The sequence below is a fragment of the Burkholderia sp. 22PA0099 genome (assembly GCF_047497165.1).
In the GTDB taxonomy this organism is placed as follows: Bacteria; Pseudomonadota; Gammaproteobacteria; order Burkholderiales; family Burkholderiaceae; genus Burkholderia.
Genome location: NZ_CP163165.1, coordinates 3,922,093 through 3,939,322 on the forward strand (window position 1 = coordinate 3,922,093; position 17,230 = coordinate 3,939,322).

The 17,230-nt window shown below is 67.8% G+C and carries 15 protein-coding genes and 1 pseudogene; 3 read left to right on the forward strand and 13 right to left on the reverse strand.

What is annotated here, in order from left to right; translation table 11 throughout:
* Positions 1–83: 83 nt before the first annotated feature.
* A complete protein-coding gene (gene edd, locus AB4851_RS32770; RefSeq protein WP_414450354.1) occupies positions 84–1,949 on the reverse strand; it encodes a phosphogluconate dehydratase in 1,866 nt (621 codons plus the stop codon).
* Between the two features lie 291 nt (positions 1,950–2,240).
* Here edd and AB4851_RS32775 point away from each other — a divergent pair, with 291 nt between their 5' ends.
* Positions 2,241–3,152, forward strand: coding sequence for a MurR/RpiR family transcriptional regulator (locus AB4851_RS32775; protein ID WP_414450355.1), 912 nt, complete (start codon positions 2,241–2,243; stop codon positions 3,150–3,152).
* A gap of 136 nt (positions 3,153–3,288) precedes the next feature.
* On the opposite strand, the gene AB4851_RS32780 is transcribed toward AB4851_RS32775, so the two are convergent.
* The 9 genes and pseudogenes from AB4851_RS32780 to bamE form a co-directional block, all read right to left on the reverse strand.
* On the reverse strand, positions 3,289–3,711 hold the full coding sequence (locus AB4851_RS32780; RefSeq protein ID WP_414450356.1) for a CopD family protein: 423 nt from the start codon (positions 3,709–3,711) through the stop codon (positions 3,289–3,291).
* 32 nt (positions 3,712–3,743) lie between these two features.
* Entirely contained in the window at positions 3,744–5,015 is a 1,272-nt protein-coding gene (locus tag AB4851_RS32785; RefSeq protein WP_414443910.1) for a glutamate-5-semialdehyde dehydrogenase, read from the reverse strand.
* Positions 5,016–5,151: 136 nt separating this feature from the next.
* A pseudogene (holA, locus tag AB4851_RS32790) lies at positions 5,152–6,269 on the reverse strand (DNA polymerase III subunit delta).
* 54 nt (positions 6,270–6,323) lie between these two features.
* Complete coding sequence (lptE, locus tag AB4851_RS32795; protein ID WP_414450357.1) at positions 6,324–6,875, reverse strand: LPS assembly lipoprotein LptE; 552 nt, start codon at positions 6,873–6,875, stop codon at positions 6,324–6,326.
* A 29-nt stretch (positions 6,876–6,904) separates the two neighbouring features.
* The gene (leuS, locus tag AB4851_RS32800; RefSeq protein WP_414450358.1) at positions 6,905–9,499 is read right to left on the reverse strand and encodes a leucine--tRNA ligase; all 2,595 of its coding nucleotides are present in this window, start codon (positions 9,497–9,499) and stop codon (positions 6,905–6,907) included.
* Positions 9,500–9,637: 138 nt separating this feature from the next.
* Entirely contained in the window at positions 9,638–10,165 is a 528-nt protein-coding gene (locus tag AB4851_RS32805) for an ExbD/TolR family protein (RefSeq protein WP_414450359.1), read from the reverse strand.
* Positions 10,166–10,178: 13 nt separating this feature from the next.
* On the reverse strand, positions 10,179–10,877 hold the full coding sequence (locus AB4851_RS32810) for a MotA/TolQ/ExbB proton channel family protein (protein ID WP_414450360.1): 699 nt from the start codon (positions 10,875–10,877) through the stop codon (positions 10,179–10,181).
* Between the two features lie 22 nt (positions 10,878–10,899).
* Entirely contained in the window at positions 10,900–11,697 is a 798-nt protein-coding gene (gene dapB, locus AB4851_RS32815; RefSeq protein ID WP_414443904.1) for a 4-hydroxy-tetrahydrodipicolinate reductase, read from the reverse strand.
* A 113-nt stretch (positions 11,698–11,810) separates the two neighbouring features.
* Positions 11,811–12,674: an outer membrane protein assembly factor BamE gene (gene bamE, locus AB4851_RS32820; RefSeq protein ID WP_414450361.1), complete on the reverse strand. Its 864-nt coding sequence runs from the start codon at positions 12,672–12,674 to the stop codon at positions 11,811–11,813.
* Positions 12,675–12,820: 146 nt separating this feature from the next.
* Between bamE and fur the strand changes: the two genes are divergently transcribed.
* Positions 12,821–13,249: a ferric iron uptake transcriptional regulator gene (gene fur / locus AB4851_RS32825; protein ID WP_414443902.1), complete on the forward strand. Its 429-nt coding sequence runs from the start codon at positions 12,821–12,823 to the stop codon at positions 13,247–13,249.
* Between the two features lie 133 nt (positions 13,250–13,382).
* Here the strand turns inward: fur and AB4851_RS32830 are convergent, their stop codons facing one another.
* The 3 genes from AB4851_RS32830 to AB4851_RS32840 all read right to left on the reverse strand — a co-directional run bounded on the left by AB4851_RS32830 (position 13,383) and on the right by AB4851_RS32840 (position 16,328).
* The gene (locus AB4851_RS32830; protein WP_414450362.1) at positions 13,383–13,898 is read right to left on the reverse strand and encodes an ureidoglycolate lyase; all 516 of its coding nucleotides are present in this window, start codon (positions 13,896–13,898) and stop codon (positions 13,383–13,385) included.
* Positions 13,899–13,911: 13 nt separating this feature from the next.
* Positions 13,912–14,922, reverse strand: coding sequence for an allantoicase (gene alc / locus AB4851_RS32835; protein WP_414450363.1), 1,011 nt, complete (start codon positions 14,920–14,922; stop codon positions 13,912–13,914).
* A 74-nt stretch (positions 14,923–14,996) separates the two neighbouring features.
* Positions 14,997–16,328 (reverse strand): C4-dicarboxylate transporter DctA, encoded by a 1,332-nt coding sequence (locus AB4851_RS32840; RefSeq protein WP_414450364.1) that lies wholly within the window; start codon positions 16,326–16,328, stop codon positions 14,997–14,999.
* Between the two features lie 205 nt (positions 16,329–16,533).
* Here AB4851_RS32840 and AB4851_RS32845 point away from each other — a divergent pair, with 205 nt between their 5' ends.
* Positions 16,534–17,226, forward strand: a complete 693-nt coding sequence (locus tag AB4851_RS32845; protein WP_414443898.1) for a FadR/GntR family transcriptional regulator — start codon at positions 16,534–16,536, stop codon at positions 17,224–17,226.
* The last annotated feature ends 4 nt before the right edge of the window (positions 17,227–17,230 follow it).

Below are 17,230 nucleotides of genomic sequence, written 5' to 3' on the forward strand. Positions count from 1 at the left end.
GGGATGGATCTCGCCGGGTTCGATGCCCGCGATGCGAGCTGTGTGGGCGCGATAGGGCTTCAGTGCGGGCTTCGGTGCAGGCCTCAGTGCGCGCTCGTCACGCCGGCGCGGGCGGTTTCGCCCACCAGCGCGCCGAACACCGAGGCGCCCGCCTCGGCCGGCATCGCCGCCGCGCGGAACACGCCGAACAGTTCGCGGCCGAAGCCCACTTCGTTGTCGGCCTGATGCATCGGGCGCACCAGTTCGCGCGCCGCCCAGGCCTGGGCGTCCACATCGACGTCGAGGATGCCGGCCTGCGCATCGATCACGATCGTGTCGCCGGTGCGCACCTTGGCCAGCGGGCCGTCGAGCAGCGCCTCGGGCGAGACGTGGATCACCGCCGGCACCTTGCCCGACGCGCCCGACATGCGCCCGTCGGTGACCAGCGCGACGTGGAAGCCCTGATCCTGCAGCACGCCGAGCAGCGGCGTCAAACGGTGCAGCTCGGGCATGCCGTTGGCGCGCGCGCCCTGGAAGCGCACCACCGCCACGAAATCGCGCTTCAGTTCGCCCGCGTCGAACGCGGCCTGCACGGCCTCCTGCGATTCGAACACGATGGCCGGCGCGACCACCTTGCGGTGCTCGGGCGCCACGGCCGAAATTTTGATCACGCCGCGGCCCAGGCGGCCCTGCATCAGGCGCAGGCCGCCGTCGGCCTGGAACGGCTCGGCGATCGGGCGCAGCACCTTGGCGTCCTGGCTCTCGGCCACGCCCGGCACCCATTCGAGCTTGCCGTCGATCAGCTTCGGCTCGTGCGTGTAGTGCGACAGCCCCTTGCCGGCCACGGTCGTGACGTCCTCGTGCAACAGGCCGCCTTCGAGCAGGTTGCGCACCAGGAACGCCACGCCGCCGGCCGCGTGGAAATGGTTCACGTCGGCCTTGCCGTTCGGGTAGATCTTGGCGAGCAGCGGCACCACGGCCGACAACTGGTCGAAATCGTCCCAGTCGATCAGGATGCCGGCCGCGCGCGCGATCGCCACCAGATGCATCGTGTGGTTGGTCGAGCCGCCCGTCGCGAGCAGCGCGACGATGCCGTTGATCACCGCCTTCTCGTCGACCACATGGCCGATCGGCGTGTAGCTGCCGCGCTCGACCGTCAGGTCGAGCACGCGGTGCGCGGCGGCGGCCGTCAGCGCGTCGCGCAGCGGCGTGTGCGGATGCACGAACGCCGAGCCCGGCAGATGCAGGCCCATCACTTCCATCAGCATCTGGTTGCTGTTGGCGGTGCCGTAGAACGTGCAGGTGCCGTGGCCGTGATAGGCGGCCGATTCGGCTTCGAGCAGCGCGTCGCGGCCCACCTGGCCGGTGGCGAACTGCTGGCGGATCTTGGCCTTGTCGTCGTTCGACAGGCCGCTCGTCATCGGGCCGGCCGGCACGAAGATGGTCGGCAGATGGCCGAATTGCAGCGCGCCGATCAGCAGGCCCGGCACGATCTTGTCGCAGATGCCGAGACACAGCGCCGCGTCGAACATGTTGTGCGTCAGCGCGATCGCGGTGCTCATCGCGATCGTCTCGCGCGAGAACAGCGACAGCTCCATGCCCGGATTGCCCTGCGTGACGCCATCGCACATGGCCGGCACGCCGCCCGCGAACTGCGCGACGCCGCCGTTCTCGCGCGCGGCCGCCTTGATCAGATCCGGATAGCTGACAAACGGCGCATGCGCCGACAGCATCTCGTTGTACGACGAGACGATGCCGATGTTCGGCTCGCGCACCGACTTGATGACGAACTTGTCGTTGCCTTCGAGGCCGGCGAAGCCGTGCGCGAGGTTGGCGCACGACAGCGCGCCGCGCGCAGGGAAACGGCCTTGCGCGGCATCGATGCGTTGAAGGTAGGCAGTGCGGGTGGGACGGCTGCGTGCGACGACGCGCTCGGTCACGTTCACGAGAGTGGAATGCAGCGAGGCCATGCTGGGCGGCTCCTCTGTGGCCGGCGAGGCCGGCATCGGAAATCGTGGGGTGGAGGCCGGTTCGACCGACCGATCGCCGCGAAGTTTAGTAGAAAAACTACATGACTGCAATCTTGCGGCGCAGCATCGGTTCGGTCGCATCTTGCACAAAGCTTGCTACGCATGGCTTATAGATCAGTGAAAACCCTGATATTCGAGCATCACACGCGTCTAGCGGCCATGAAAAATCATGTAGTTTTTCTACACATCGTGCGCAATACTACAATCCGTCATTTCCAAAACGAGCCGCCGATGCTGCCCCGAATCGAAGCACTGCGCGCGCAGTTGCGCCCGTCCGAGCAGAAACTCGCCGATTACGTGCTGGCCGCGCCGCGCGAGATCCTCGACATGTCGATGACCGACCTCGCGGCGCGCGCCGGCGTGAGCCAGCCGACCATCGCGCGCTTTTGCCAGGCGCTCGGCTGCAGCGGCTTTCGCGAATTCAAGATCCGCTTGGCGCAGAGCGTGGCGCCGGGCGTGGCGTCGGTGTATCGCGACGTCGAGCCCGACGAGCCCGCGCCCGGCATCATCGGCAAGGTGTTCGATCGCACCATCGGCGCGCTGATCGAGGTGCGCAACAGCCTGTCGGCCGGCAGCGTGGCCGAGGCGATCGCCCTGCTCGCGCGCGCGTCGCGCATCGAGTTCTACGGCGCGGGCGGCTCGGGCATCGCCGCACAGGACATCCAGCACAAGTTCTTCCGGCTCGGCGTGCCGAGCGTCGCCTATTCCGATCCGCACACGTTCTCGATGTCGGCCGCGCTGCTCGGGCCGCAGGACATCGTCGTCGCGATCTCGAACACCGGCCGCACGCGCGACATCGTCGAGGCCGCGAAATCGGCGCTCGCCTGCGGGGCCAAGGTGGTGTCGATCACGCACAGTCATTCGCCGCTCGCGCAGATCGCCAGCGTCAACCTCGCGTCGAACATCGCCGAGGAAACCGACGTGTTCTCGCCGATGACCTCGCGCATGTCGCATCTGGCGATCGGCGACATCCTCGCGGTGGGCGTGGCGCTGCAGCGCGGCCCCGAACTCGTCGATCGGCTCGGCCGCGCCAAGGCCGCCATCGTGCGGCGGCGCATCGATGCCGAGGTGCGCCCGGGCGAGCGCCGGAGCACGCGTGAGGCGCGCGAGGCAGCACCGGAGGATTCCGGCGGCGACGCCTGAGCGTTTCATTTTTTGGGCTTCGGTGCCACCAACGCACAACGCCCGCGCGAACCGTGCCCTTGGAGGACCACGGCCCGTGCGGGCGTCGAGGTGTATCGAGGAGGCAGTAGAGGCCGATCGGCTCCGCCAAACCGCCTCAGAACGGCTTGATCACCGCCAGCGCCACCGCGCCGAGCATGCCGAGCACCGGCAGTTCGTTGAAGAAGCGATACCAGCGGTCGGACCGGCGGTTCTCGCCGCGCTCGAACACGCGCAGCAGGTGGCCGCAATAGACGTGATAGCCGATCAGCAGCAGCACGATCGTCAGCTTCGCGTGAATCCAGCCCTGCCCCTGGCCGACGCCGGCCACCAGCCAGAGCCACAACCCGCACGCCAGCGCCGGCACGGCAATGAAGCTCATGAAACGGAACAGCTTGCGCGCCATCGTCAGCAGGCGGCGCACGGCGCCGGGATCGGTTTCCATCGCCAGGTTCACGAAGATGCGCGGCAGATAGAACAGCCCCGCGAACCAGGCGGCGATCAGCACGATGTGGAAGGTTTTGACCCAGAGGTACGTCATCGAATCGTCCGTTCGTCAGTGGCGGGCGGCGATCACTGCCGGCCCTCGCCGTGCCCGAGCACGACGTATTTCAACGAGGTCAGCCCTTCCAGCCCGACCGGGCCGCGCGCATGCAGCTTGTCGTTCGAGATGCCGATTTCGGCGCCGAGGCCGTATTCGAAGCCGTCGGCGAAACGCGTCGACGCGTTGACCATCACGCTGGCCGAATCGACCTCGCGCAGGAAGCGCATCGCGCGGTCGTGATCCTCGGTGACGATGGCGTCGGTGTGCGCCGAGCCGTAGGTGTTGATGTGCTCGATCGCGGCGTCGAGGCCGTCGACCACCTTGATCGCAAGCACCGGCGCGAGATATTCGGTGCGCCAGTCTTCCTCGGTGGCATCCACCAGCGGGCCGACGCCGGCTGCCTCCAGCACCGCCCTGGCGGCCGCATCGACGCGCAGCTCGACCGACTTGTCGCGATAGAGCCGGCCCAGCGGCGGCAGCACCGCGGCCGCCACGCCGCGCGCCACCAGCAGCGTTTCCATGGTGTTGCAGGTGCCGTAGCGGTGCGTCTTGGCGTTGTCGCACACCGTGAGCGCCTTGGCCAGATCGGCGCGATCGTCGACGAACACGTGGCAGATGCCGTCGAGGTGCTTGATCATCGGCACGCGTGCGTCCTGCATCAGCCGTTCGATCAGGCTCTTGCCGCCGCGCGGCACGATCACGTCGACGTATTCGGTCATCGTGATCAGCTTGCCGACCGCCGCCCGATCGGCGGTGGCCACCACCTGCACGGCGTCGGCCGGCAGCCCGGCCGCCGACAACCCCTCGCCGATCAGCTTCGCCAGCGCGGTGTTCGATTCGAGCGCCTCGGAACCGCCACGCAGGATGGTGGCGTTGCCGGACTTCAGGCACAGCGCCGCGGCGTCGATCGTCACGTTCGGCCGCGATTCGTAGATGATGCCGATCACGCCGAGCGGCACGCGCATCTGGCCGACCTGGATGCCGCTCGGGCGAAACTTCAGGTTCGAAATCTCGCCGATCGGATCGGCCAGCGCGGCGACCTGGCGCAGCCCTTCGATCATCGTGTTCAGCGCCTTGTCCGACAGCGTCAGGCGATCGATGAACGCGGCGTCCTGGCCGTTCGCGCGCGCACGTTCGACGTCGCGCGCGTTGGCGGCCTTCAGCGCCGGGGCCTCGCGTTCGATCGCGGTGGCGATCGCGGCGAGCGCGGCGTTCTTGGCGGCGGTGTCGGCCCGCGCGATCGCGCGCGAGGCGTGTCGCGCGCGGCGGCCGACGTCCGACATGTACTGATCGATATCCATCGTGAAACCCGAATCCGGAATGGCAGCCGCGCCGTGCGGCGGCTCGCCGTGGTGATGATGAGCGCCGCCGCCCGGCTCGGGCGCGGCGAGTGAAGATTGTATGCGCGCCGGCGCGCGCCTGCCGAAGCCGGCGGCGTCAGGCCGGGCGACGTCCTGCCGCACCCGCGCGCGGGCCGGCCGCGCCGCGCGACGAACCCTGCGCGCCGGCCACCGTCATCGCGAGCTGGAACAGCCCGTCCCACGGATCGGGCGGCGGCTCGTCGGCACGCGGCAGCCCCCCGGCGCGATGCCGGACAAGCCCTTGACCTGACGGTCGAGCTTGGCGGCCAGCGCCAGCGATTTTTCGAGCACCGCTTCCGACACACGCGCCAACGCCGGGCCGATCAGCCGCTCGCGCGGCCCCCAGACGCGGTTCTCGCGCACCAGCACCGCGAGCGGCTTGCCGGCCTCGACGCCGCGCTTGATCCGCAGCAGCGTGCGCAACTCGTCGACCACGGCCCACAGCACCAGCACGAGCGCTTCACCCTCGCCCTTCAGGCCGTCGATCATGCGCGCGAGGCGCGCAGCATCGCCGGCCAGCATCGCTTCATTGAGCTTGAACACGTCGTAGCGCGCGACGTTGAGCACGGCGTCCTGCACCTGTTCGAAATTCAGCGTGCCCGACGGATACAGCAGCCCGAGCTTCTGGATTTCCTGGTGCGCCGCGAGCAAATTGCCCTCGACGCGCTCGGCGATGAACTGCAGCGCGCGCCGCCCGTCCTCGCCGGCCGCAACGCGCTGGCCCTGCGCCGACAGCCGCTGGCCAATCCAGTTCGGCAGTTGCGTGCGATCGACGGGATCGATCTTCAACGCGACGCCGCCGTTGCCCAGCGCGGTGAACCACGCCGACTTCTGCGTGGCCGCATCGAGCCGCGGCAACGTGACGAGCACCAGCACGTCGGGATTGCCCGCACCGGCCAGGGTTTTCAGCGCGTCGGCGCCTTCCTTGCCGGGCTTGCCGGACGGAATGCGCAGCTCGATCAGTTGGCGGTCGCCGAACAGCGACATCGCCTGGGTCGCACCGAGCAGCGAACTCCAGTCGAAACTGCGCTCGACGGTAAACACCGAACGGTCGGTAAAACCGGCCGCGCGCCCGGCGGCGCGAATCCGGTCGCATGCCTCCAGCGCCAGCAACGGCTCGTCGCCGTACACGGTGTAAAGGCCGGCCAACCCCTTCGCGAGGTGCGGCTCCAGCGCGTCAAGTCGCAATTGCATCGGTTCGAACGCTCGGCAGTCGGAAGAAAACGACGATCGGAAAGTGCGCCGCGATCAAAGCGGCGGCGGCGGCAGCGGCGCGCGCGGCGCGACGCCCGGCACCACTTCGTTCGGCTGCGGCGTCAGCGTGTGCACGATCGACAGCCGGCGCGTCAACTGATCGACGGCGTCGTTCTGCATGTCGGCGTACAGCACGTCCGACTCCTGCGCCTTCGCCTGCACGAATTGCGCGTTGTAGGTCATCGCGCGGTTCAGCGAGATCACGCTGGGCGCGATCAGCAACGCGCCGTCTTTCGTGGTCAGCGTGTAGTTCAGCGAATAGTTGAGCTGGTATTCCTCGACCGTGCCGAACTGGTCGAGCGTCAGCGTGCTCGTGCCGCGCGTTTCGGCCACGCGCAGCACCGCATCGGCGGCGTCCGGGTTCGTCACGATCTTGGTATCGCTGCCGCCCTCGACCATGCGCCGCAGGCGCGCGGCGACGGCCGGCGGCGCACCCGCGATCATCAGATGCTTGAACGCGTAATCCTGCGTGCCGCGCAACTGGAAACCGCATGCGGACAGCAGCGCCGCGCTGCCCACGGCCATCAAAAACGATCTGCGAATCACCTTCGCTCCTTGCTGGTTCGTACTGCGCGTCAGACCACGACGTTGACGAGACGGCCCGGCACGACGATGACCTTCTTCGCCGGCTTGCCTTCGCTGAACTTCGCAAACGCCTCGTCGGCGAGCGCGGCGGCTTCGATCACGTCGCGGCCCGCATCCTTGGCGACCTTCACGGCGCCACGCACCTTGCCGTTGATCTGCAGCACGAGTTCGATCTCGGCCTGTTCGAGCGCGGCTTCGTCGACCTTCGGCCAGGGCGCGTCGAGCAGCGTGCCGAATTCGTCGGCGTAGCCCAGTTCGCGCCACAGCTCGAAGGTCAGGTGCGGCACGACCGGATACAGCACGCGCAGCAGGATGCCGTAGGTTTCGCGCTGCACGGCGGCCGACACGCCCTTGGCGCCTTCGATCGCGTTCAGCATCTTCATCGAGGCCGACACCACCGTGTTGTATTGCAGGCGCTGGTAGTCGAAATCGGCCTGCTTGAGCACGCCGTGGACCTCGCGGCGCAGCGTGCGCGCCGTGTCGTCGAGCTGGGCCGCATCGAACGCCTCGCGCGCGACCAGCGCCGCGCGATTGGCCGCGCCGAACGCCCAGACGCGGCGCAGGAAGCGGCTCGCACCTTCCACGCCGGCGCCCGACCATTCGAGTTGCTGCTCGGGCGGCGCCGCGAACATCGTGAACAGGCGGGCCGTGTCGGCGCCGTGCTGGTCGATCAGCAATTGCGGATCGACGCCGTTGTTCTTCGACTTCGACATCTTCTCGATGCCGCCCATCACCACCGGCTGGCCGTCGGCATTCACCACCGCGCCGACCGGGCGGCCCTTGTCGTCATGCGTGACCGTCACGTCGGCCGGGTTGTACCAGGTCTTCTTGCCGGCCGCGTCTTCGCGGTAGAACGTGTCGTTGAGCACCATGCCCTGCGTCAGCAGGTTCTTGGCCGGCTCGCCGAACTTCACCAGGCCCAGGTCGCGCATGACCTTGGTCCAGAAGCGCGAATACAGCAAGTGCAGGATCGCGTGCTCGATGCCGCCGATGTATTGATCCATCGGCATCCAGTGATCGGTGCGCGCGTCGACCATGGTGTTCGCGTCGGGCGCCGTGTAGCGCGAGAAGTACCACGACGAATCGACGAAGGTGTCCATCGTGTCGGTTTCGCGCTTCGCGGCCGCGCCGCACTTCGGGCACGTGCAGTTCACGAACGCGTCCGACTTCGCGAGCGGGTTGCCCGTGCCGTCCGGCACGAGGTCTTCCGGCAGCACCACCGGCAGATCCGCTTCCGGCACCGGCACGTCGCCGCACGACGGGCAATGGATGATCGGGATCGGGGTGCCCCAGTAGCGCTGGCGCGATACGCCCCAGTCGCGCAGGCGCCAGGTGACCTGCTTGTCGCCGAAGCCGCCGGCGTTCAGGTCGGCCGCCACCGCATCGATGGCCGCTTCGTAGCCGAGGCCGTCGTACTTGCCGCTGTTGATGCAGAGGCTGCGCGACTTGTCGCCGTACCACTCCTGCCACGCTTCGGTCGAATAGGTTTCGCCTTCGGCGGCGATCACCTGCTTGATCGGCAGCGCGTACTTGGTGGCGAACGCGAAATCGCGCTCGTCGTGCGCGGGCACACCCATCACGGCGCCTTCGCCATAGCTCATCAGCACGTAGTTGCCGATCCACACCGGCACCGGCTCGCCGGTCAGCGGATGCTTGACCGAGAAGCCCGTGGCAATGCCCTTCTTTTCCATGGTGGCCATGTCGGCCTCGGCCACGCCGCCCTGCTTGCATTCCTCGATGAAGGCCTGCAGCTCGGGGCGGCCTTCGGCCAGGCGCGTGGCGAGCGGGTGCTCGGCCGCGACGGCGCAGAACGTGACGCCCATGACCGTATCGGCGCGCGTGGTGAACACGCGCAGCAGCTTCTGCTCGCCGTCGAGCTCGTACGGGAAGCCGAAGTTCACGCCGAAGCTCTTGCCGATCCAGTTCTGCTGCATGATCTTGACGCGCTCGGGCCAGCCGAGGCCTTCGAGATCGTTCAGCAGCTCATCGGCGTACTGCGTGATGCGCAGGTAGTACATCGGGATTTCGCGCTTCTCGACCACCGCGCCCGAACGCCAGCCACGGCCGTCGATCACCTGCTCGTTGGCGAGCACGGTCTGGTCGACCGGGTCCCAGTTGACGGTGCCTGTTTTCTTGTACGCGATGCCCTTCTCGAGCATCTTCAGGAACAGCCACTGGTTCCACTTGTAGTAATCGGGCTTGCAGGTGGCGATCTCGCGCGACCAGTCGATCGCGAGGCCCATCGACTGCATCTGGCCCTTCATGTAGCTGATGTTGTCGTAGGTCCACTTCGCGGGCGGCACGCCGTTGGCCATCGCGGCGTTTTCGGCCGGCATGCCGAATGCATCCCAGCCCATCGGCATCAACGTGTTGTAGCCGTTCATCCGCAAGTAGCGGTACATCACGTCGTTGATCGTGTAGTTGCGGACGTGACCCATGTGCAGCTTGCCCGACGGATAAGGCAGCATCGACACGCAAAAGAACTTCGGCTTTTGCGAATCTTCCTTTGTCAGGTAGGCGTCGGTAGCGCGCCAGTCTTGCTGGACGGCGGCTTCGACGTCGGCGGGTACGTATCGTTCTTGCATGGTGTGTTCGGCTTGGCTGTCGGCGTGCGTGGCGCGCGCTGGCTGGAGTGGATTGAAAGTCGCACTCCCCGGGTCGCGGGGAAAGGGTCGATTATACCGTCCGCTCCGGCCCGTCAGGCCATCGCGCACGGCATAGGCTCAATGGCCGGGTGCGACCGGGTGCGGCGTGTTCCGTGGCGCGGCGGCAGGCGCCGCGGATGGCGTGGCCAACGGCGCGCCGGCGCCGGCCGGTGCGGGCGACGGCCCGGCCGGCGCATCGGGATCGGTGACGAAACCGATGCGCGACAACCCGGCCGCCTGTGCGGCGCCCATCACGCGCGCGATCGTGTCGTAGCGCGCCGCCGCCGCAGCGCGCAGGTGCAGCTCGGGCGCGCGGCCCTGCGCGGCGGCCTCGCGAAAGCGCGCGACCAGCGCGTCGTAGCCGAGCGGCGTGGCGTTCCAGAAAAAATGGCCGTCGGCATCGATCGACAGCGTGATGGTGTCGGGCCGCTCGGCGGCCGGCGCGGCGGCCACCTTCGGCAGGTCGAGCCGGATCGCGTGCGTCAGCAGCGGCGCGGTGATGATGAAGATCACCAGCAGCACCAGCATCACGTCGATCAGCGGCGTCATGTTGATGTCCGCCATCGGCGCGGCCGGTTCGCGATCGTCGAGTCCGCCGAATGCCATCGCGCGCTCCCGTTCAGGCCCGGGGCGCGGACGCGCGGCCGGGTTCATCGCCGGCTTCGTTGCCCGCAAAAGCGTGCAGATCGCGCGCGAAACCGTCGAGATCCTCGATCAACTGGCGCACCAGCCGGCCGAGCATGTTGTAGGCGAGCACGGCCGGGATCGCCACCACCAGCCCGAACGCGGTCATGATCAGCGCCTCGCCCACCGGGCCGGCCACGCTGCCGATCTGCGCCTGGCCGCTTTCGGCGATGCTGCCGAGCGCGTGGTAAATGCCCCAGACGGTGCCGAGCAGGCCGACGAACGGCGCGGTGCTGGCGATCGAGGCCAGCAGCACGAGGCCGAATTCGAGCCGGCGCTGCGAGCGGCGCAACGCCCGCCGCACCGCGCGCAGCACGCGCTCGGCCCGGTCAACGCGCGCGCCGAGCAGCGCGGGCGAGGCGGCCGCCGCCTCATGGGCGGCTTCGGCCAGCGGCGCGAACACGCGCTCGCGGTCGGCGGCACGCAGCGCCGCCAGCCCTTCGGAGAACGAACCGGCGCGCCAGAACGCGACGATCGCGGGCGGCCCCTGGCGCTTCGCACGCACCAGCGTCCAGGCCTTCAGCAGCAAGAAGCACCAGCTCGCCACCGACATCGCCAGCAACAGCCAGGCGACGCCATGCGTGACGGCGTCGCCGCTCGCGAGGTAGTGCATCACACCGGTGTCCGTCGCCATTCGCGCCTCCCGGTCGTTCGGCTCAGCGCAGGCCGAGCACGTCCTGCATGTCGAACAGGCCGGCCGGCTTGTCCGCGAGGAAGCGCACCGCGCGCATCGAGCCCTGCGCGTACGACACGCGGCTCGACGACTTGTGGCTGATCTCGACGCGCTCGCCGATCCCGGCGAACAGCACGGTGTGATCGCCGACGATGTCGCCGCCGCGGATCGCCGCGAAGCCGATGGTGGACGGATCGCGCGCGCCGGTTTCACCGTGGCGGCCGTAGACGGCGCACGCGTCGAGCGTGCGGCCCAGCGAGGCGGCCACCGTCTCGCCCATCATCAGCGCGGTGCCCGACGGGGCATCGACCTTGTGGCGGTGATGCGCCTCGATGATTTCGATGTCGTAGCCCTGCGCGAACTGCTTGGCGGCGAATTCGAGCAGCTTGAGCGTGACGTTGACGCCCACGCTCATGTTGGCCGAGAACACGATGCCGACCTGCTCGGCCGCCGCGCGCAATTGCGCCTTCTGCGGCTCGCTGAAGCCGGTCGTGCCGATCACCAGCTTCACGCCGTGGCGGCGCGCCGCGTCGAGATAGCCGAGCGTGGTGTCGGGGCGCGTGAAATCGATCAGGTAATCGGCGCTGGCGAACACGCGCTCGACGTCGTCGGTAATGATCACGCCGGTCGGCTTGCCGAGGAACGCGCCGGCGTCCTGGCCCAGATGCGCGGAACCCGTGCGGCCGAGCGCGCCGACCAGCTTCGCGTCGGCATCGTTGAGAACCGCTTCGATCAGCATCCGGCCCATACGGCCCGATGCTCCGGCAATGGCAATGTTCATGGTCGTGTGTCGCGAATCCGCGTAATGGACTGAAAAAAAACGATCGGAGCGCACATTTCGCCCCGAAAAACGAACCGGGCGGCCGAAGCCGCCCGTCGGGAGATCCTGCCGGATCAGTTCGTGCTGCTCGGCGGCGCCGAAATGTCGGCCGGCGGCGAGGTCAGCGGCTGGTTCGGCAGATTGTCGGTGCTGCGCGGGCCGACCGGCTGCGTGCCGTCGCTCGGTGCGACCGGAGCCGGCGGGCGATGGAACTGGAACTGCGGCTGGATCGCCGGGCTTGCGCCGGGCGGCAGGCCGCCCGGGGTCGGGGCGGACGGCGCCGTTTGCGACGAAGGCGAGAAACGGCGGCCTTGCGTGCCCTGATTCGGAACCTGCGCGGTGGCGCGGTTCGCGGCGCGGGCCGCTTCGGAATTCGCGTCGGACTGGCCGACCGTGCTGGCCGAAGCCGGCGGCGCGACAGCCGGCGTGGCGGCAGGCGCCATGTCGGGCGCGCTGGCGGCGGCCACCGGTGCCGATGCGGCAGCGGCCGATGCCGCCGCGGCGCGGGCGGCGGCTGCAGCCTTCGCCTGCTTCTTGCTGCGACGATCGCCGTCGATGTCGGCCAGCAGATCGAGTTCGGACGGCAGGTTCTCGCCACCCGACCAGCTCGCGACACGGTCGCCCTGGAAATTCACGATGAGGTCGCGCTGCTGAACGATCGAGGTCGAGCCGCGCTTGAAGTAGAACAGGTAATCCCAGCGATCCGCGTGGAACAAATCGGCCAGCAGCGGCGTGCCGAGCAGCGCGCGGACCTGGTCGCGCGACATGCCGACCTGCAATTGCGAAGCCTTTTCCTCGGAAACGAAGTTCCCCTGGACAACCGTGATGCGGTAAGGCGTGATGCTCTGCGCGATTCGTTGCGAGACGCTGTCATAAGACGAACAGCCTGCCAGCGTGACGACGGCGACAGCGACGGCAGCAGTGATGGCACTCCGCATGCGGGTCCTCTGAAGTTGCGAACGGGATACGGGAAACTTGTCCACCTGTCGGCCTGGGCCGGTCGGGGACGCGGTTCACAGGTGACTGACAGGGCGAAAAGCCGGTACTATTGGAACCCTGCATTGTACTCTAGGGATGCCTAGCCATGACCAATCCGACCGAGCTGAAAAATATCGGGCTCAAGGCCACCCTACCTCGCCTCAAGATTCTCGAAATCTTCCAGCAAAGCGAAGTGCGCCATTTGACCGCCGAAGATGTCTACCGCAACCTGCTGCACGAGCAGCTCGACATCGGTCTGGCTACTGTTTACCGCGTGCTGACGCAGTTCGAGCAAGCCGGCCTGCTGTCGCGCAGCAACTTTGAATCGGGCAAGGCGGTGTTCGAGCTGAACGAAGGTTCGCACCACGATCACCTGGTCTGCCTCGATTGCGGCCGTGTCGAGGAATTCTTCGACGCCGAAATCGAAAGCCGTCAGCAAGCCATCGCCAAGGATCGCGGCTTCAAGCTGCAAGAGCATTCGCTGGCCATGTACGGCTCCTGCACCACGGAAGACTGCCCGCACCGCAAGCACTGAACGCCGGCAGTTCACACGCAAACGATTCGGCCCGGCGGGCGCAAGCCCGGCCGGGCCGAATCGTTTCCGCTCCGAAAAGCCGCATGCGGTATTTGTCAGGCAAATACCGCATGCGGCAAATCGCCTCACTTCATCATGGCGCCAGCAGCACGCGCGGCAGCTCCAGCGCCAGTTCGTCGCAGTTGTGTTCGCCGTTGCCGCCGCGATCGACCACCACGAAATCGCTGACCGTATCGAGCGCGAGCAACGGGTGATGCCACACACCCTTCGCGTAATTGACGCCGCGCCAGCCCTCGACGAGAAACGCGCGCAGCTTCGACGGATCGAGTTCGCCGGCCGGCGCGACCACCACCACGTAGCGCCCCGCCGTGGCGAGCGGCACGAATGCCTGGCTGCCAAGCGGATGCCGCTCCATCATCGCGATCGCGATCGGCCAGGGGTGCGGCTGCCCGCGAAACAGGTTGACGAGCGGCCGGCCGCCCGCCGTGCCGACGTCGACCGTCGCCAGATCGTGGAAGCGCTCGGTGGTGCCGCCGTTGATCGGGAAGTGCCGCGCGCCGTCGAGTTCGATCACGTCGCCGAACGGCGCGAACGCCTCGCGCGTGAGCGGCTCCAGTTGCAGCGGCAGCGGTGCCAGTGGCGCATTCATGATTGCCCTCCGTTCAGGCCAACTCGCCCCAGAGGCGCAGGCGCGACACGCCGCCGTCCGGGAAGATGTTGAAGCGCACATGCGTGACGGGGCCGAGCGCGGCCAGCCCGCTCTCGAACACATGGACGTGATCCATCGACAGCGATTGCTCGCCGAGCAGTTCCGGCCAGAACATCGCCTGCGTGACCAGCGAATCGTCGGTGCCGCCCGCCACACGCGCGGCCTGCAGCGAGCAGCGATCCGGGAAATTGCCCTTGAAGTGCGCGGTATCCACCTCGACGCGGCGAATGATGCCCGGCCGCGCCAGCGCGACGATCGCCCAGTCGTTGCCCGGCTCGCGGCGGCGCCGCGTTTCCCAGCCGTCGCCCATGTTCACGCCGCGCCCCGGCATCAGCATCTGCGAGGCCGCGCCGAAGTGCTGGTTGTTCGCGGCCACCAGATACGCGCCGTTCTCGGTCGCGGCCAGATCGACCAGTTCGCCGGCCGTCGCGCGGCTCCAGTCGCGCAGCGGCTGGCCGTACACGCGCAGGCGCGCCAGCCCGCCGTCCGGGTAGAGATTGACGCGCAGGTGCGTGACGGTGCGTGCGGCGTCCACGGCGAGGTAATGATGGCGGTTGCCCTGCAGCGTGGTGGCCGGCACCAGCGGCTGCCAGTCGGCATGCTCGGGCGGCAGTTCGCCTTCGGCGCTGCACGCCTCGATCGACGCGGCCGGCGGGAAGTTGCCGGTGAAATGGCTCGTGTCGAGATCGACGCCGTGCACGACGCCGGGCCGCGCCAGCTTCACGATGCACCAGTCGTGGCCGGCGGTGCGCTTGCGGCGCGTTTCCCAGCCGTCCATCCATTTGCCGTGGTCGTCGTACTTGCCGGGAATGAACACGGCCGGTTCCGGATCGAGCATGCGCTCCTTGGGCGCGAAAAACTCGTCGCTGGCCACCAGCGCCTTCGCACCGAGCCGCGGATCGGCGAGATTCATGTAGCGGCGCGTGAAGGCCGGTGCGTCGGGATCGAGGATCGGTGCAGCCATGATGTCTCCTGTCGGGGAACAGGCCCGGCGCCGCGCGCCGAGCCGAAAAAGGGGAAAGGCGAGGAAATGGGGTGTCAGTGCGAATGGGCGTGGCGGCCGCCCGCCACCGCTTCGCCGGCCTCGGCCGCTTCGTCGCCGGCCGGCACGTACTGCAGTTCGCGGTTCAGCACGCGGCGCGCGCGGGCGATATCGATGTCGTGCTCCCACACCGCCACCACCACCGTCGCCACGCAGTTGCCGATCAGGTTGGTGGCGGCGCGCGCGATGCCGACGAACCAGTCCACCGGCAGGATCAGCACCAGGCCGAGCACGGGGATCGCCGGAATCGCCGACAGCGTCGCGGCCAGAATCACGATCGCCGAGCCGGGAATGCCGTGCGCACCCTTCGACGTGATCAGCGACACCAGCAGCACCACGATCAGGTCATGCGCCGACAGCGGCGTATTGGTGGCCTGCGCGATGAACAGCACGGCGAGTGTCAGATAGATCGAGAAGCCGTCGAGGTTGAACGAATAGCCGGTCGGGATCACCAGGCCCACCGTCGAATCCTTGACGCCCATGAATTCGAGCTTGCGCATGACCTGCGGCAGCACGGCGTCCGACGAGGCGGTGCCGAGCACGATGGTCAGTTCCTCGCGCAAATAGCGGATCAGCTTGAACACGTTGAAGCCGGCCAGCCGCATGACCGCGCCGAGCACCACCGCGACGAACAGCGCGCAACTCACGTAGAACACCGCCACCAGCAGCCCGAGCTGTTCGAGCGAGGCGACGCCGTACTTGCCGGTGGTGAACGCGATCGCACCGAGCACGCCGAGCGGCGCGAGCTTGATGATGAAACCCATCACGCGAAAGCACACCTGCGAGAACTCGTCGATCAGGCCGTTCAGGCGGCTGGCACGCTCGCCGAGCAGCGACAGCGCCGAGCCGAACAGCACCGCGAACACCAGGATCTGCAGGATGTCGCCCTTCGCGAACGCGTCGAACGCCGTGTCGGGGATGATCTTCATCAGGTAGCCGGCGGTGTCCTTGAGGCTCTGCGCGTTCTTCGCGTATTCGGCCAGCGAGGCCGGATCGAGCGAGTGCAGATCCACGTTCATGCCCGCGCCGGGGCGCGTCACCACGGCCAGCACCAGCCCGATGCCGAGCGCCAGCGTGGTCATCAGCTCGAAGTAGACGATCGCCTTCACGCCCACCCGCCCGACCTTCTTCAGGTCACCCGCGTTGGCGATGCCGCCGACCACCACGCAGAACACGATCGGCCCGATCACCATCTTGATCAGCTTGAGGAAGCCGTCGCCGAGCGGCCGCAGCGATTGCGCCAGATGCGGAAACGCCGCACCGAGCACGACGCCGATCACGAGCGCGATCACCACGCGTCCGAACAGGGAATTCAGGAATCTCGACATCGCACCTCCCGTCACCACGGTTGTTGTGGACCAACTGTTCATACTGGTCATACCAGTTAAGTTATGACGGAGTGTAGGAAGCCGATATGGCGGCGTCAACCGTGTCAAAAACAGGGATTACCCGATCGTCGACACCCGGTCGAACGGCACGGCGCGCGCTGTCCGGCCGGATTACAATGCCGGTCTGACCGGCCCCCGTGTAGTCATGAAGAACGTTCCCCATACCGTTACCGACGCCGCCGTGGCGACGATCCAGGCCCGCATCGAAACCGGCGCCTACCCCGTCGGCAGCCTGCTGCCGGCGCAGCGCCAGCTTTCCGAGGAACTGGAGATCAGCCGCGCCTCGCTGCGCGAAGCGCTGTCCACGCTCGAAGCGCTCGGCATGCTGACGATCCGGCCCGGCAAGGGTGTCTACGTCGAACGCGCGCAGGCCGCCGCCGGCCATCCGTGGCGCTTCGCGGCGCAATCGTCGCCGCCCGATACCTATCAGATGCGCTACGCGCTGGAAGGCTTCGCGGCGCGCATGGCCGCGCTGGCGGTGAGCGATGCCGACCTCGCCTGGTTCGAGGAAAACCTCGCCGCGCTGCATGTGGCGCTGACCGAAAACACGCTCGACGACGCGGCCCAACTCGATTTCGAGTTCCACATGCGAATCCTCGGGCTGGCCGGCAATGCCGCGATCGAATCGGTGCTGCGCAACAGCGCCGACATCATGAAGGAAAGCCAGCGCATGCCGTTCTACCGGCGCGAGCTGATGCTGTCGACCTGGCACGAGCACCGCGCGATCCTCGACGCGCTGATCGCCCGCGATTCCGCTGCCGCGGGCCGCGCGATCGAAACGCACATCGAAAGCGCCGCGCAACGCGCCGGCGTGTTCTTCCCGACGCCGCGCGGCTGAGGCC

Excerpts from the sequence above, each read along its gene's own strand:
- edd (WP_414450354.1), bottom strand. The coding sequence starts at position 1,949 with ATGGCCTCGCTGCATTCCACTCTCGTGAACGTGACCGAGCGCGTCGTC.
- AB4851_RS32775 (WP_414450355.1), top strand. The coding sequence starts at position 2,241 with ATGCTGCCCCGAATCGAAGCACTGCGCGCGCAGTTGCGCCCGTCCGAG.
- AB4851_RS32780 (WP_414450356.1), bottom strand. The coding sequence starts at position 3,711 with ATGACGTACCTCTGGGTCAAAACCTTCCACATCGTGCTGATCGCCGCC.
- AB4851_RS32785 (WP_414443910.1), bottom strand. The coding sequence starts at position 5,015 with ATGGATATCGATCAGTACATGTCGGACGTCGGCCGCCGCGCGCGACAC.
- leuS (WP_414450358.1), bottom strand. The coding sequence starts at position 9,499 with ATGCAAGAACGATACGTACCCGCCGACGTCGAAGCCGCCGTCCAGCAA.
- AB4851_RS32805 (WP_414450359.1), bottom strand. The coding sequence starts at position 10,165 with ATGGCATTCGGCGGACTCGACGATCGCGAACCGGCCGCGCCGATGGCG.
- AB4851_RS32810 (WP_414450360.1), bottom strand. The coding sequence starts at position 10,877 with ATGGCGACGGACACCGGTGTGATGCACTACCTCGCGAGCGGCGACGCC.
- dapB (WP_414443904.1), bottom strand. The coding sequence starts at position 11,697 with ATGAACATTGCCATTGCCGGAGCATCGGGCCGTATGGGCCGGATGCTG.
- bamE (WP_414450361.1), bottom strand. The coding sequence starts at position 12,674 with ATGCGGAGTGCCATCACTGCTGCCGTCGCTGTCGCCGTCGTCACGCTG.
- fur (WP_414443902.1), top strand. The coding sequence starts at position 12,821 with ATGACCAATCCGACCGAGCTGAAAAATATCGGGCTCAAGGCCACCCTA.
- AB4851_RS32830 (WP_414450362.1), bottom strand. The coding sequence starts at position 13,898 with ATGAATGCGCCACTGGCACCGCTGCCGCTGCAACTGGAGCCGCTCACG.
- alc (WP_414450363.1), bottom strand. The coding sequence starts at position 14,922 with ATGGCTGCACCGATCCTCGATCCCGACGCACCGGCCTTCACGCGCCGC.
- AB4851_RS32840 (WP_414450364.1), bottom strand. The coding sequence starts at position 16,328 with ATGTCGAGATTCCTGAATTCCCTGTTCGGACGCGTGGTGATCGCGCTC.
- AB4851_RS32845 (WP_414443898.1), top strand. The coding sequence starts at position 16,534 with ATGAAGAACGTTCCCCATACCGTTACCGACGCCGCCGTGGCGACGATC.